Origin of the sequence: Streptomyces zagrosensis (genome assembly GCF_014203645.1) — a bacterium.
Taxonomy (GTDB): Bacteria; Actinomycetota; Actinomycetes; order Streptomycetales; family Streptomycetaceae; genus Streptomyces; species Streptomyces zagrosensis.
Genome location: NZ_JACHJL010000004.1, coordinates 49,253 through 64,151, shown reverse-complemented (window position 1 = coordinate 64,151; position 14,899 = coordinate 49,253). Strand labels below are relative to the sequence as shown.

Genomic DNA, 14,899 nt, shown 5'->3' with positions numbered 1-14,899 from the left:
GTCATGCACGGAGGTAATGAAGGGAGGGGATACCAACATCGGGGGGTGGGGGAAACACGGCGGTGTGGTGTCGGAGCGGTGACTGTTACCCCTGGGTCGTGGGAGGGTCGAGCGCAACAAGGCCCCCACGCGCGTTGACCGCGTGGGGGCCTTGTTGTTTTCCACCCGCTTACGTGAAGGGTGAGAAGACGATCACGTCAGCAGGAGGTCGGTGCGGCCGAGGGCCTGGGAAGCGGCGGTGGTCGCCGGTCGGCCTCGCGGCGCGTGCGGCGTCGCTCAGGGAGCGAGCAGCAGGTTCCCGGCGCGCTTGGTCGCCGACCGGTAGCGCTTGGCGACGTCCTGCCAGTTGACGACCTGCCACATCGCCTCGATGAAGTCCACCTTCTGGTTCTTGTACTGGAGATAGAAGGCGTGCTCCCAGGCGTCGAAGACCAGGACCGGCACCGAACCCTGACCGACGTTGCCCTGGTGGTCGTAGACCTGCTCGACCACGAGACGGCCGCTGACCGGCTCGTACGCGAGGACGCCCCAGCCCGAACCCTGGGTGGTGGCCGCGGCCTTGGTGAGGTGAGTCTTGAACTTGGCGAAGGAACCGAAGGACTCGGTGATCGCGTCGGCCAAATCGCCCACGCCGTCCTTGTCCAGCGGCTCGCCGCCGCCCTCACCGGTCATGTTGTGCCAGTAGATGCTGTGCAAAATGTGCCCGGACAAGTGGAAGGCCAGGTTCTTCTCCAGGCCGTTGATCGCGCCCCACTGGTCCTTGTCCCGGGCCTCCGCGAGCTGGTCCATGGTGTCGTTGGCGCCCTTGACGTACGCGGCGTGGTGCTTGTCGTGGTGCAACTCGATGATCTCGGGGCTGATCACCGGGGCGAGCGCCGAGTAGTCGTACGGAAGTTCAGGAAGTGTGTAGATGGCCATGCCGAGCCCTCCGACTGCTTATTGCAATTAACTTGCATGTGCACGCTACCAGCAAGACCATTTCGCGCCACGGACTGGCGCTGACCTGGTCCAAAAGACGGAGGCGGGGTGGTCCCTCCGTCTGAGGAACCACCCCGCCTCCGGGGTGTGCTGGTGTGTCGTCAAGGGCCCGTCGCGCCCACTCGGCCGCTCTCGCCCGCCGTCCGAAGACGCCGTGGGCCTGGCCGGGCCGGGCACGTCGTGGGGGCGCCGCGCCGATCGGGCGTGCTCAGCCGGCCGGTGTGTCCTTGGTCTTCGCGGTGTCATTGGACTGCGGGGCGCTCGCGGCGGCTGCGGTCCGCTGCCGTACGTAGCCGACGATGGCGAAGACCACCGTGAGCCCGGCGGTGAAGAAGAGCTGGGTGCGGGTGTCGTCCTCGCGCAGCATCAGCAGCAGTACGCCGATCGTGCCCGCGAGTGCCACCCAGGTCAGATACGGGAAGAGCCACATCCGCACGATGAGCTTCTCCGGCGCATCGCGCTCCAACTGCCGGCGTACGCTCAGTTGGGTCGCGGCGATGAAGGCCCACACCACGAGCACGGCCGCGCCCACCATGTTCAGCAGCCACTTGAAGATGGTCTCGGGCCACCAGTAGTTGAACAGCACGGCCAGGAAGCCGAACGCGGCCGATGCGATCACTGCGCGGCGCGGCACCCCACCGCTGAGCACGTTGAGGAACCGCGGCCCCTGGCCGCGCGAGACCAGCGAGTAGGCCATGCGCGAGGAGCCGTAGATGTTGGCGTTCATCGCCGAAAGCAGCGCGATCAGCACGATGACGTTCATCGTCTCGCCGGCCGCCGGGATGTCGAGGTGGTTGAGCACCGCCACGTACGGGCCGTCGCCGACGACCGCGGGGTTGTCCCACGGGATGAGGGTGACGATGATCAACATCGAGCCGACGTAGAAGAGGCCGATCCGCCACATCGCGGTACGTACCGCCTTGGCGACGCCCTTGCGCGGGTGCTCCGACTCGGCGGCGGCGATGGTGACCGTCTCCAGGCCGCCGAAGGCGAAGACCGACGCCAGCAGGCCGACGACCAGGCCATCGACGCCGTTGGGCATGAAGCCGCCGTCACCGGTGAGGTTGTCGGTGCCGGGCGCGTCGGAGCCGGGCAGCGCGCCCACGATGGCCAGGACGCCCAGGATCAGGAAGATGGCGATGGCGGCGACCTTCATCGCGGCGAACCAGAACTCGAACTCGCCGAAGTTGCTCACCGCCGCGAGGTTGGTGCCGGTGAAGATCACCATGAACAGGGCGACCCACATCCAGGACTCGGTGTCCGGGAACCAGCCGACCATGATGTCGGCCGCGCCGATCGCCTCCGCGGCCACCGCCACGCACAGCAACAGCCAAAACATCCAGCCCGCCGTGAAGCCGGCCCAGGGGCCGATCGAGCGGTCGGCGTGCACGGAGAAGGAGCCTGATGCGGGGTTGGCGGCGGCCATCTCGCCCAGCATCCGCATGACCAGCATCACCAGCAGGCCGGAGACCGCGTACGCACAGACGATGGAGGGCCCCGCCGCCGCGATGCCCGCGCCCGAGCCGACGAACAGGCCCGCGCCGATCACGCCGCCCAGCGCGATCATCGACAGATGCCGCTGCTTGAGGCCCTGGCCAAGATGGGCGGGGTTGGCAGCGCCGGCTCCGTCGCCGTCCGTTACTTTGTCGGTCGGCTCGCGCTCCGGTGCGGAGGACGCTGGTGTCCGGTTCATGGTGATAGAGGTCCACTCCGTGAGAGCCTAAAGGTGCGCATGAAGGCCCCAGTTTGAGGCGCGTGTCCGCTCAGGACAACAGTTCGGACAGCTCTGTCCGATATCCAGACGCCGATATGACGTTCCGTGCCCGACCGATCGTCAGGTGGGTGATTGTTCACCCGCAGCCCGCCGGGCGAGCCACTCCCGTACCCCCGCGACGGCCAGTACGGCGGCGGTCGCGCCGGCCGACCAGAGCAACTGCGGACGTGCCGCGTCGTCGGTCAGCATCAGCACCAGGACAGCCGCCATCGCGATCAGCGCCCCCCGGGTCAGCCAGGGAAAACCCCACATCCGCAGCGGCAGCGCCGAAACCGCTGCCGGGTCCATGCGGCGCCGCAGCCGAAGCTGTGACGCGGCGATCAGGGCCCAGACGAACAGCAGGACAGCGCCGACCGCGTTCAACAGGTACTGAAAGATCGAATCCGGCCACCGCAGGTTCAGTACCACCGAGGCGAACCCGAAGGCCACCGAGGCGAACACCGCCCGGCGCGGCACCCCGCCCGCCGTCACCCGCAGCAGCGCCCGCGGCGCTTCGCCGCGCTCGGCGAGCGAGAAGATCATTCGTGAGGAGCCGTAGAGATTGGCGTTCAGTGCCGACAGCAGCGCCACGAACACCACGATGTTCATGATCTGCCCGGCCGCCGGAACGCCGATGTGGTCGAGCACCGCCACATACGGGCTCTTGCCGGGCGACATGTCCGTCCACGGCAGCACGGTGACGATCACCAGCATTGAGCCGATGTAGAAGAAGAGGATGCGCCACACGGCGCTGCGCACCGCGCGGCCCACCGCACGCGCCGGGTCGTCCGACTCGGCCGCCGCGATGGTGACCACCTCAAGACCGCCGAAGGCGAAGACCACCGCCAGCACGCCGGAGACCACGCCGCCCCAGCCCTTGGGCACGAAGCCGCCCTCCCCGGTGAGATGGGAGAGCCCGACCGCTTCGGTGTCGGGCAGTACCCCGAAGATCGCCAGCAGTCCCAAGATGAGGAACAGCACGATCGCGCTCACCTTCAGCGCGGCGAACCAGAACTCGAACTCCCCGAAGTTGCTCACCGCGACCAGGTTGGCGGCCGTGAACACCACCATGAACAGCAGCACCCAGGCCCACTGCGGCACCTGGGGCGCCCAGCCATGGGCAATGCCCGCCGCCCCCGTGGCCTCCACCGCCAACACGACCACCAGCAAGAACCAATACAGCCAGCCCACCGAAAACCCGGCCCAGCGCCCCAGGGCACGCTCCGCGTGCACCGAGAACGCCCCGGAGGCCGGCATCGCCGCCGACATCTCGCCCAGCATGCGCATCACCAGCATCGCGAGCCCGCCCGCGATGGCATAGGACAAGACGATGCCGGGCCCGGCCACGGAGATCCCGGCGCCCGAGCCGACGAACAGCCCCGCACCGATCACCCCGCCGAGGCCCAGCATCGTCATGTGACGCTGCTTGAGCCCCCCGGCTAGCGGTTCTGCGGTGCTGGCGCTGCCGGCACCGCTGGCACTGTCGGTGCTGTCGGCGCTGCCGGGTGTGGGTCTGTCATGCATCGCGCTCGTACTCTCGTATTGGTGGGAGCCCACAGTGTTGCCGTCCTATACGGCGGACCGCAAAACGATTCCCCTGACGCCGAGCGCTTCGTGACGAGCATCACGCGACCAGCCGAAACGGCGAATGCGCAGCGTGCTGCGGGTCTTCGGCCCAGGTGCCGAACCCGCCAAGGTGCGGGCAGCGGCTTTGTGAGCAGTTCACGGTGAGTGCGAGATAAGGGCTGAGTTAACGTCGCCCTGTTCCTGCTGTCTGCTTGATCTACGGGGAGAACCGTTGAGCACTGTCACCGCCTCCACCACCAGGACCGATTCGGTCCTCGCCGACCTGCTGCACGCCTCGACCTCCGGCCGCGCCCGGGTCAGGGATGCCGCCCTCATCGTCGGCGGCGCCGCCCTCACCGGCATCGCCGCGCAGATCGCCGTCCCGGTGCCGGGCTCGCCGGTGCCGGTCACCGGCCAAACCTTCGCCGCCCTGCTCGTCGGCGCCTCGCTCGGCGCGGGCCGCGGCCTGCTCTCACTGCTGGTGTACGCACTGGTCGGGATGGCCGGCATGCCGTGGTTCGCCGAGGGTGCATCGGGCGCTGCCGCGCCGTCCTTCGGCTACGTCATCGGCATGATGCTCGCGGCCACCGCCGTAGGCGCGCTGGCGCGGCGCGGCGGGGACCGGGGCATGCTGCGCACCGTGGGGACCATGGCCGTTGGCTCCGCGATCATCTATGCCATCGGCGTGCCGTACCTGGCGCTGGCCGCTGACATGTCGCTGACCGAGGCGGTGGCGGCCGGCCTGACCCCGTTCCTGTTGGGCGACGCGCTCAAGGCGGCCTTGGCGATGGGCCTGCTGCCCGCGGCGTGGCACGTGCTCAACCGCTCCGGTGCGGACAGCGCAGACCGCTCCGGCTCCTGACAGCGCGGGCCGCGGCTGCTGAGCGCCGCAGGCCCGGGGCCTGTTGCTGATGGGCGCCCCGGGCCGCTGCCCGGGGCGCCCGGCCGCACGCTCGCGCGCACCCGCCGTGGCGGTCGGCGCGCACTCACCATGACGGACGGCCGTCCGTGGGCAGGCCCGGCGGATCAGGACGAGCTGGCCGCGCGCTGCCGCTTACGGTCCAACAGCAGACCGGTCACCAGCACCAGCGCCCCCACCACCAGCGAGAGCACCATCTTTTCGCGGCCCTCATCGTCGTAGAGCATGTAGCCGAGGATGAAGATGATCAGCCCGATCGCGGCGTACGTCAGATACGGGTAGAGCCACATCCGCACCGTGTGCCGCTCCGGCATCTCGCGCTCGATGACCGGCCGCATCCGCAACTGCGAGAAGCAGATGACCAGCCACACAAAGAGGGCCACCGCGCCGGAAGAGTTGAGCAGGAACTCGAAGACGGTGTCCGGCGAGGTGTAGTTGAAGATGACGGCGACGAAGCCGAAGGCCACCGACGACCAGATCGCGGCGGCCGGCACGCCCCGCTTGTTCACCCGCGCGAACGCCTTCGGCGCATCGCCGCGCTGACCGAGCGAGAAGGCCATCCGGGACGCCGTGTACAGGCCGGAGTTCAAACAGGACAGCACGGCCGTCACCACGATCACGTCCATGATCGTCCCGGCGTGTGCGATGCCGATCTCATTGAGCGCGGCGACGTAGGGGCCATCGTCCAGCAGAGCCTGGGAGTTCCACGGCAGCAGCATCACCACGAGCGCGATCGAGCCCAGGTAGAAGATGCCGATGCGCCAGATGACGCTGTTGGTCGCCCGGCTGACCATCTTCGCCGGCTCGGCGGACTCGCCCGCTGCCAACGTGACGATTTCGCTGCCCATGAAGGAAAAGACCACCAGAAGCATGCCCGACAGGATCGTGCCGGGGCCGTTGGGTAGGAATCCGCCGTCACCGGTCAAATGCGAGACGCCCACCGCCTCCGTATCGGGCAGCACGCCGAACACCGCGAGCCCGGCGATCACGATGAACGCGGCGATCGCCACGACCTTGATCCCGGCGAACCAGAACTCGAACTCTCCGTAGGAGCCGACCGAGGCCAGGTTGGTGACGGTGAGCACGATCATCACCAGCAGCGCCCAGGCCCATTGCGGAATGGTGGGCACCCACTCGGTGAGGATCGCCGCCGCCGCGGTCGCCTCGACGGCGAGCACCACGACCCAAAAGAACCAGTACAGCCAGCCGATCGTGAAGCCCGCCCAGTGCCCGAGCGACCGGTCCGCGTACGCCGAGAACGACCCCGAGCTCGGATCGGCCGCCGCCATCTCACCCAGCATCCGCATCACCAGGACGACCAGCAGCCCGGCGATGGCATACGAGATCAAGATGCCGGGCCCGGCCTTGGCGATGCCGGCGCCGGAGCCGACGAACAGGCCGGCGCCGATCACCCCGCCGATCGCGATCATCGACAGATGCCGGTTCTTCAGGCCGGCTTTCAGGCCCTCGCCGGCAGGTGCGGCATCCGGGGCTTCGGGCGTGTCCTTGGCCCCTTTCACCGTTTTCACCGTGCCGGGAGGCGGCTGCGTACTCATGCACGATCCTTCGCTTGGGTGGTGCTGTGTGCGGCCCCGGCATTCAAACTCAGGGCGAAGCTGAGCGGAAGATCTGATTCCCAATCGTTGCCTGCTGGGGGCCGCCTTCCGCACCCGCGCGCTCTTACCCGCCTGTGCTCATGCCACACTCAGCACATGCGCGTGTACCTCGGCTCCGACCATGCCGGTTACGAACTCAAAAACCACCTCGTCGAATGGCTTGAGGCCAACGACCACGAGCCCATCGACTGCGGCCCGCACCTCTACGACGCTCAGGACGACTACCCGCCGTTCTGCCTCCGCGCCGCCGAACGCACCGCCGCGGACGACGAGAGCCTGGGCATCGTGATCGGCGGCTCGGGCAACGGCGAGCAGATCGCCGCCAACAAGGTCAAGGGCGTACGCGCCGCACTCGCCTGGAGCGAGGAGACCGCCCGGCTCGGCCGCGAGCACAACAACGCCAACGTCATCAGCGTCGGCGGCCGGATGCACAGCCTGGAGGAGGCCACCCGCTTCGTCGAGGTCTTCTTGGACACCCCGTACTCGGGTGAGGAGCGGCACACGCGCCGCATCGACATGCTCGCCTCGTACGAACTCACGGGCAAGCTTCCCCCCATCCCGGCCCACCACCCGCAGCCCTAACGCCAGCGGCCGACGCACCCGCAGGTCCGGCGGCCCGCAGGTCAGCGACCCGCAGGCCAGCGGCCTGCGTGGTCCCGGCGTGCGACGGCTCGGGCCTGCGACGGCTCGGGAGGTGACGCCCCGGGCCGGCCGGCGGGCGCCCCGCCCGCCGGCCCGGGGCCAGGTTCAGCCCGGAGGAATCAGCGTGCCAGAGGGGCATACGATCCACCGTCTCGCGGCGGACTACCGCGAGCGCTTCGCCGACCGTCCGGTACGTGCGAGTAGCCCCCAGGGCAAGTTCGCGGACGGCGCGGCACTGATCGACAGGCAGCCGCTGACCGACGCCGACGCCCACGGCAAGCACCTCTTCCTCGGCTTCGGCGCCGCCGGCTGGGTCCACATCCACCTCGGCCTGTTCGGCAAGCTCACCTTCGGCGCGGCCCCCGCGCCACCGCCCACCGACACCGTTCGGCTGCGCCTCAGCGGCCCCGACGCGTACGCCGATCTCCGCGGGCCGACGACCTGCGGGCTGATCACCGACGCCGAGAAGCAGGCGATACACGACCGGCTCGGCCCTGACCCGTTGCGCGCGGCCCCCGCGCACGCGAACGCAGCCGGTGCGGCGGGCACCCCGAGCGACGACGGCGAGCCCGCCTGGCAGCGGATCTCCCGCAGCCGGACCACCATCGCCACGCTGCTGATGGACCAAAAGGTGATCGCGGGAGTGGGCAACGTGTACCGCGCCGAGGTGCTCTTCCGGCACGGCATCGACCCGTACCGCGCCGGCCGCGACCTCAACCGCGCCGAATGGGACGCCATCTGGGCCGACTTGATCGCCTTGATGCGCGAAGGAGTCAGAAACAACCGCATCGATACGGTCAGGCCCGAGCATCTACCCGAGGCCATGGGCCGGCCACCGCGCGTGGACGACCATGGGGGAGAGGTCTACGTGTACCGCAGGGCGCGGCAGCCCTGCCATATCTGTGGCGGCGAGATCCGCACCGCCGAACTCGCCGCCCGCAACCTCTTCTGGTGCCCGGGTTGCCAACGCCGCTAGGGACCGTCGCGGTGGGAGAAGGCGGACCGCACCAGGTACCGGGGCCGCCATGGACGACGAGACACTCGTGGGGGGATGGCGTCGTGAGTCACGCCGTAGAAGACAGCAACCGCCGCATGCTCCGGGCGCGGGATGCGATGGACCGCGACTACGCGCAGCCGATGGACGTCCCGGCTCTGGCCGAAATCGCCCATGTGTCCCCGGCGCACTTCGCCCGCACCTTCCGGGCCACGTTCGGCGAGACGCCTCACCGCTACCTGCAACGCCGCCGCGTGGAGCGCGCGATGTTCCTGCTGCGGGAAACCGATCGCAGCGTGACGGACGTGTGCTGTGAAGTCGGCTTCAGCAGCCTGGGGAGCTTCAGCCGCACGTTCCGCGACATCGTCGGCCGGTCGCCGCGGACGTACCGCAAAGAGGCGGTGGCCACGGGCGTACCAACGTGCTTCGCGATGGCTTGGATGCGACCGAGCGCCTGATCGTCCGCACGGCCCGCACTGGCTGTCAACCGAGCAGTTTTGGATAAGTTTTCGGCCGCTGTGCCCAGTAACGTGATGCACATGTTCAACGCCATCACGCAGTCGCAGATATACGTCCTCGATCAGAACGAGGCCCTCGATTTCTATGTAGGAAAGCTCGGTCTGGAGGTCAACGCCGACGTTGACATGGGCTTCATGCGCTGGCTTACGGTCAGCGTCCCCGGCCACCCGGAGCGCCAGATTCTGCTGGAGAAGCCGGGCGCTCCGGCGATGTCCGACGAGACGGCACAGCAGGTCCGTGAGTTGGTGACCAAGGGCGCGATGGGTGGGTGGCTCATTTTCACCACGGACGACTGCCGCACGACGTACGAGACGCTGCTGGGCCGGGGCGTGGAGTTCACCGAGGAGCCCACCGATCGCCCGTACGGAACCGACTGTGGCCTCCGCGACCCCTTCGGCAACCGCATTCGTTTTTCCCAGCCAAGGCGCTGAGGGCCGGTTAGACGCGGCACCGAGCGGGTCCAGCGTCCGCGCTGGTTCGCTCGCCGCCAGATCCGGTGCGCTGAGCAGAGTGAGGGACGCGTGCGCGGCACGTCACGGGCCTGCTCGTCTGGGGTGGCCGAGGGATGAAGGAAGCGATGACACTGCGGCGCGATGTGGCCGAGTTGCTAGCGGGGGCCGGCATCGTCGATGTGGCCATCGACGATGCCGTCGCGGACGAGCACGTGCGATCGTCCGCGTACCAACGCGTTGTCTCGGTGACCGCTTCCTCGCGCAGCCGCGACCGGGACCGCAAGATCGTGGCCACGATCTTGCGCGACCCCAACGAGCTGGGGTCCAAGACGGCGGTGGTCGCCCTCGTGGACGCGATCGCGGTGAAGGTGACCGGTCCTGCCGAGTTCCGGCAGTGGTCGGCCGAACTACTGCCGGAACTTGACCAGCTCCCAGCGGAGGGACACCGCCAGTTCATCCGCCACCGCATCCACGACTGGCTGTTCTACCTGTCCATCAAGGACGGTCACCTGCCGACGCCTGCCGAGTTGGCGGAGGTCTCGAACTGGATGCAGCGCGTCCTCGCCGAAAAGGCGACGTCGCCGGCGGTACTCGCCCTGCTCGCCGAGTCGGCCAACACCAAGAAGACACGAAACATCGCGAAGAACCGATCCGGACTCTCTACTGCAAATGACCGGCTCAAACCCACGCTTGGACGGTAGGGCACATCAGAAGTTGTGGGGCAGCCAGGGCGCCAGCTCATGGCCGAAGGCCACCGCTGCCTCGGAGAGCGCGCCCTTGCGCAGCTCCTGCACCCGGCCCGCTTGCCCGAGCACGGCCAGTGAAACACCGCCCAGATAGGCCGAGCTCAACTCGCGTACGGACAGCGCGAGGTCGGCCGCGTCCGTGGTCCGCGCACACGTGGCGCCCGCGCGGTCGCCACTGAGCCGCCACCGCCCCTCGTTCCACGGGCAAAACGGGTCCGTCACCTCGAAGACCAGCTCGACTGGCGCCGCGTACGTCCTGGCCGCCAGTGCCGCGCCCACCTCGACGAGCCGTACGTACATCCGGTCGGTGATCCGCACACTGCATCGCCGGATGTCCGACACCAGGTGCAACAGGGGATCGTCCACCGGGCGGTTGCGCAGCACGAGCGTCGAGGTCAGGTCGATCTCGCTCAGGAACCGCCACAGCGCCGCGTAGGCCCGCGGGTGCAGCGCCTCGATATCGCGCAGGTGCACGCTGCCCTGTGCGCCCGTCAGTTGCCATTCGAGCTTGATGGCGTAGCGCGCGTACCCCACCGGCTGGCCGTTCTCCTGGACCAGTACGCACTTCAGCGGTGAGGTACCTGCCCGATCCGCCGGCGGGTCGAGCAACGCCAGTCGCTCCCAGCCGGGCCGTCGGGCCAGGCCACCCGGGCGTTGTATGGCTCGCTCGGCGTAAATCGCCTCGCAGATGTCGAGCACCGACTCCGGGGCGGCGAGCCGCAGGGAGAGGGCGTCGGTGCCGTCCGGAACGGACAGCCGTACCTGGGTGAGGTCGATGCTCGCGTACAGGCTCTGCGTCGCGAAGCCGTACCCGAAGCGGCCATAAATGTCCGGTTCTGATGCGGTCAACGCTGCCAGAGGCTCGCCCGCCGCGCGAACGTCATCGAGCTGCCGCCGCATCATCGACCGCAGCACGCCGCGCCGCCGGTGCGTCGGCTGCACGCTCACGAAACTCACACCGGCGGTGGGCACCGCCGCCCCACCGGGCACGGCCAGTTGGAAGCTGAACGCCGTGGCGGTGCCGACGCATTCCGCACCGTCCCAGACGGCGAGAGACCGCTCGGTCTCGGTCAGGTCGTGCCACAGTTGCCGTTTTTCGGGTGCCTCGGTGATCCCGCCGAAAGCGTCTTCCAATTTCGTGTACCACGCGCCCCATTCGGCAGGGCGCAGCACCCGCAAGTCCGTTGTCATATGCCATGCCTAGCAAGGCCGAACCCGCACAGGCGAGCGTATTTCGCTTAGGATTCCCCTCTCGACCGGTGACCCGAGGCGCGCGAGGCGTTGCGCTGGGGGCGGACCATGCGAAGCGTCGGAGACGGTGAAATGTGCGGAGCATGGCGAAGGGTGGATAGGGTCCCGATGCGATGACTGGCGGCGTGGAAAGCCCGACGGCCCGGATGCGCAAGGCTCTGCACCGGGCCCGCACCGGTGTGCGCAAGGCCGGGGTTGACTACTTCCGCGGTGACGGCTCCGACTGGCTGGTCCTGGTGACCCTGCTGGTCTCGGTGCCGGCCATCGCGGCGGGCACCGTCGCCCAGCCTGACTGGTGCGACCCGGCCGCGCTCGTGTTGCCGATCGTCGCGGGCGGGCTGCTGCTGCGCCCCGCCAGCCTGCTCGGGCTGTACGCGGCGTCGGCGGCGGCCTTGATCGTGGAGGCCGCGGTCCTTGGCCCGTACACCGGTGGCGAGGACCGGGTGACCGCCGGCACCATTTTGGTGGTTGCGGCGGTCGGGTTCTTCGGCTTGCTGATCGCGCAGTTTCGCAGCCGGGTCGGAGTGCCCTGGCGCGGTGGCGGGACCATGCTCTTCGACCTGCGCGAACGCATCCGGGTGCAGAGCAAGTTGCCCGGTCTGCCGCGAGGCTGGCACCGCGAGATGTCCCTGCGCCCGGCGGGCGGCCAGTCGTTTTCGGGTGACTTCGTGGTCGCGGCCCGTACCGGCGGCGGGCGCACCCTTGAGGTCGTACTCACCGATGTGTCGGGCAAGGGCATGGACGCGGCGTCGCGTGCGCTGCTGCTCTCCGGCGCGTTCGGCGGGCTGCTCGGCTCGCTGCCCCCGCACGGCTTCTTGCCCGCGGCCAACGGCTATCTGCTGCGCCAGGACTGGGACGAGGGCTTCGCCACCTCGATCCATCTCGTACTCGACCTCGACAGCGGCGACTACGAGCTGTACTCGGCAGGCCATCCGCCCGCGCTCCACCTCAACGCGGGCTCGGGGCGCTGGGACGAGATGGCGGCCGAGGGCCCGCTGCTCGGTGTGTACGACGGGGCGCAGTTCGATCCGATCAAGGGCAGCCTGCGCTCCGGTGACGTGCTGATGCTGTTCACCGATGGCCTGGTGGAGACCGCCGAACGTGACATCACCGATGGCATCGACCGCCTCACGGGCGAGGCGGACCGCTATGTCGCCAGCGGCTTCCACGGCGCGGCGTGGCATCTGATCGAGTCGGTGGCCAAGGACGTCAACGACGACCGGGCGCTGCTGCTGATCTGCCGAGACTAGGCGCAGGGTGCAGGATTGCCGCGTTCAAGGGGCCTGCCCCGATGCCGTGGTGACGGACGTACGCCGTCGAACTCCTGGGCTCCGGCGAGGCATCGGCAACATCCTCACCAAGCTGGGCCTGCCTTCGAGGATGCGGATTACTTACCGGCCAATTTCTAGTTAATTTGGCGTTTTAAGACATTTGATCATTATGTAGCGTGCGGTGTAGATAATTCATACTTAGGGTGAATGTTGTCAGTCGGGGTATTCCTTCGACTGAACAACCGAAAGGCGTACCTCATGCGCTTCACGCGCAGCACCGCCGCCACCACCCGGACCCTCCTCGTCGCCGCGCTCGCTGTAGCTGGCCTGGCCGCTACCCCTGTCCTCGCTTCCGCAACAGCTCAGACCAACGCGGGCAGCGCTCGCAGCCTCGGCACCCTGGGGCTTCCCGGCGGTAACGGAGCCAATGGCGTGGGGAGTAACGATGGGCTCGGTGGCCTGGGCGGCACCGGTGGCGCGGCCGGCGCCAACGGCAACGGCGGCGATGGCGGCGTCGGCGGCGACGCCAACGGCAGCGCGAGCGTCGGCGGCGCCGGTGGCGCGGGAGGCGCCGGCGGCGCCAACGGCAACGGCGGCATCGGCGGGTCCGGTGGCGCCGCCACACTCGGCGGCACCGGTGGCAAAGGCGGCGTAGGGGGCGTCGGCGACGCCGGGACCGGCGTCTTGGGCGGCAAGGGCGGAGACGGCGGCGCCTCCACGGCGGGAGGCAGCCACAAGGGCGGTACGGGCGGCGCTGGCGGCGCCGCCAGCCCGGTATGTCCGGGCCAGCCCGGCGGCAACGGCACCGCCGCCACGTTCAACGCTGACGGCACCACAGGTGCCACCGGCGCCGCCGGTCACACCACCCTCCCCTGCTGATCGCGTCCCACAACCAACGAAGGGCCGGTTCTCCCTCAAGGGGGCCGGCCCTTCGCCCTGGGCCACGGCGAAGTGAGCTTCACGACAGGCCCCGCGCCGATCGTTTAGCGGGTGGTCACCGGCCCTCGCCCAGTTTGTCCTCGATCCAGGTACGGCCGAAGTCCACGACGTCGCCGGCCTCGAAGAGGTAGCTTGTCGCGGCGCCGACCAGGCCGTGGCGGCCGATGCCGGCGGCGAGCATGTCCTGGGCGATGGCCTCGAACGGCCACTGGCCATCGGGCACCACGGACGAGTAGTCGAACGCCCCGTCTTGTGAGTCGATGTCGTGGAAACGCCGCCAGCTGCGCTTGCCGTCTTCCAGGATCGGCTGCTCGTAGTCCACGAACCGCTTACCGGGGGCGTCGGCGAGTGCCTCGGCGTGGTGCAGCAAGGTGATCGAGTCCAGCGGGGCCCCCAGGAGCAGTACCCGGCCGCCGTGCTGGACCAGCCGCGCCAGGGGACTGTCGGGGCCGTGCGGGCCGTCCCAGGGGTGGTCGGCCAGCAGGGCGGTCGCCGCTGCGCCGATGGCGGCGAAGCTCGCGTCGGGATGCCGGCTGCGGACGGCGCCCGGCCAGCGGCGCAGCGCTTCGGGGAGCCGGCCGTTGTTGTGGTCAGCCTCGCTGAGCAGGGAGTCGTACGCGGGGTGCTCCGCGCGCAGGGCGTCTTGCCAGGCCACCGGCCAGTCGGTGAAGTCGTACGGTGGGGCGTCGTTCCAGCCGCAGGTCACCATGAGTGTTCCGCTGGCGCCCACGACGTCACTGAGGCCGCCGATGACCGTCTCCGGGCCGCCCGCTACGTACCCGATGGCGGACATCTGCGTGTGGAACATCACGGTGTCACCGTTGGCGAGGCCGAGCGCACGCAGATCGCGGCTGAGTCGGCTGCGGGTGACCGGGCCGTCAGAGTGCTTGAGGAGGGCCAGTTCGTCCATGAGCGTGAACGTATCCCCTCCCCGTGGACCCACGGCAACCGATTAACCTCCCCCGACGCGGGGCGGGTTGGTGCGCGTGCCCGCCGTGAGAGGCGGCCCCCACCGTGCTGGGTGGCCACCGTGCTGAGCACCGCTGTGGTGAGCACCGCTGCGGTGAGCCTCGCCGTGCTGGGCCTCGCCGTGTTGGGCCCCCCGTGTTGGGCCGAGGCGCACGGCGGCCGGGCACCTCGCGAAGGGCCGACGGGTGCCGAGCCGTGCAGGGCGCCAGGTCGTGCAGGGCGCCGGGCCGTAGGGGCCGCCGCATCGGGCGCAGCCGGTGGGTGGCCGCCGTGACGCGCGCAGC

14 protein-coding genes are annotated in these 14,899 nt (G+C 69.2%); 8 read left to right on the top strand and 6 right to left on the bottom strand.

The window, feature by feature from the left end; translation table 11 throughout:
* Positions 1–276: 276 nt before the first annotated feature.
* The 3 genes from FHS42_RS09365 to FHS42_RS09355 all read right to left on the bottom strand — a co-directional run bounded on the left by FHS42_RS09365 (position 277) and on the right by FHS42_RS09355 (position 4,255).
* A complete protein-coding gene (locus FHS42_RS09365; RefSeq protein ID WP_184570919.1) occupies positions 277–918 on the bottom strand; it encodes a superoxide dismutase in 642 nt (213 codons plus the stop codon).
* Between the two features lie 268 nt (positions 919–1,186).
* Positions 1,187–2,671, bottom strand: a complete 1,485-nt coding sequence (locus tag FHS42_RS09360) for an amino acid permease (protein ID WP_184570917.1) — start codon at positions 2,669–2,671, stop codon at positions 1,187–1,189.
* Between the two features lie 141 nt (positions 2,672–2,812).
* The gene (locus FHS42_RS09355; protein ID WP_184570915.1) at positions 2,813–4,255 is read right to left on the bottom strand and encodes an amino acid permease; all 1,443 of its coding nucleotides are present in this window, start codon (positions 4,253–4,255) and stop codon (positions 2,813–2,815) included.
* Between the two features lie 274 nt (positions 4,256–4,529).
* Between FHS42_RS09355 and FHS42_RS09350 the strand changes: the two genes are divergently transcribed.
* Complete coding sequence (locus FHS42_RS09350; RefSeq protein ID WP_184570913.1) at positions 4,530–5,159, top strand: biotin transporter BioY; 630 nt, start codon at positions 4,530–4,532, stop codon at positions 5,157–5,159.
* 164 nt (positions 5,160–5,323) lie between these two features.
* On the opposite strand, the gene FHS42_RS09345 is transcribed toward FHS42_RS09350, so the two are convergent.
* Positions 5,324–6,772 carry an amino acid permease gene (locus FHS42_RS09345; RefSeq protein WP_184570911.1) on the bottom strand — a complete coding sequence of 483 codons (1,449 nt, stop codon included), beginning with the start codon at positions 6,770–6,772 and terminating at the stop codon, positions 5,324–5,326.
* A 156-nt stretch (positions 6,773–6,928) separates the two neighbouring features.
* On the opposite strand from FHS42_RS09345, the gene FHS42_RS09340 reads away from it, so the two are divergent.
* The 5 genes from FHS42_RS09340 (at position 6,929) to FHS42_RS09320 (ending at position 10,140) form a co-directional block, all read left to right on the top strand.
* Positions 6,929–7,414 carry a ribose-5-phosphate isomerase gene (locus FHS42_RS09340; protein WP_184570909.1) on the top strand — a complete coding sequence of 162 codons (486 nt, stop codon included), beginning with the start codon at positions 6,929–6,931 and terminating at the stop codon, positions 7,412–7,414.
* Positions 7,415–7,598: 184 nt separating this feature from the next.
* Entirely contained in the window at positions 7,599–8,450 is an 852-nt protein-coding gene (locus FHS42_RS09335) for an Fpg/Nei family DNA glycosylase (RefSeq protein ID WP_184570907.1), read from the top strand.
* Positions 8,451–8,566: 116 nt separating this feature from the next.
* Complete coding sequence (locus FHS42_RS09330) at positions 8,567–8,926, top strand: helix-turn-helix domain-containing protein (protein ID WP_221476324.1); 360 nt, start codon at positions 8,567–8,569, stop codon at positions 8,924–8,926.
* Between the two features lie 81 nt (positions 8,927–9,007).
* The gene (locus tag FHS42_RS09325; RefSeq protein ID WP_184570903.1) at positions 9,008–9,418 is read left to right on the top strand and encodes a VOC family protein; all 411 of its coding nucleotides are present in this window, start codon (positions 9,008–9,010) and stop codon (positions 9,416–9,418) included.
* Between the two features lie 134 nt (positions 9,419–9,552).
* Positions 9,553–10,140, top strand: coding sequence for a hypothetical protein (locus tag FHS42_RS09320; protein ID WP_246494436.1), 588 nt, complete (start codon positions 9,553–9,555; stop codon positions 10,138–10,140).
* A 6-nt stretch (positions 10,141–10,146) separates the two neighbouring features.
* Here FHS42_RS09320 and FHS42_RS09315 read toward each other — a convergent pair whose 3' ends face one another.
* Positions 10,147–11,376 carry a GNAT family N-acetyltransferase gene (locus FHS42_RS09315; protein WP_184570901.1) on the bottom strand — a complete coding sequence of 410 codons (1,230 nt, stop codon included), beginning with the start codon at positions 11,374–11,376 and terminating at the stop codon, positions 10,147–10,149.
* 173 nt (positions 11,377–11,549) lie between these two features.
* On the opposite strand from FHS42_RS09315, the gene FHS42_RS09310 reads away from it, so the two are divergent.
* Both FHS42_RS09310 and FHS42_RS38145 read left to right on the top strand, forming a co-directional pair.
* The gene (locus FHS42_RS09310; protein ID WP_184570899.1) at positions 11,550–12,686 is read left to right on the top strand and encodes a PP2C family protein-serine/threonine phosphatase; all 1,137 of its coding nucleotides are present in this window, start codon (positions 11,550–11,552) and stop codon (positions 12,684–12,686) included.
* Between the two features lie 279 nt (positions 12,687–12,965).
* Positions 12,966–13,586, top strand: a complete 621-nt coding sequence (locus FHS42_RS38145) for a hypothetical protein (RefSeq protein ID WP_184570897.1) — start codon at positions 12,966–12,968, stop codon at positions 13,584–13,586.
* A 115-nt stretch (positions 13,587–13,701) separates the two neighbouring features.
* Here FHS42_RS38145 and aac(3) read toward each other — a convergent pair whose 3' ends face one another.
* Positions 13,702–14,556, bottom strand: coding sequence for an aminoglycoside 3-N-acetyltransferase (aac(3), locus tag FHS42_RS09300; protein ID WP_184570895.1), 855 nt, complete (start codon positions 14,554–14,556; stop codon positions 13,702–13,704).
* Between the last annotated feature and the right edge of the window lie 343 nt (positions 14,557–14,899).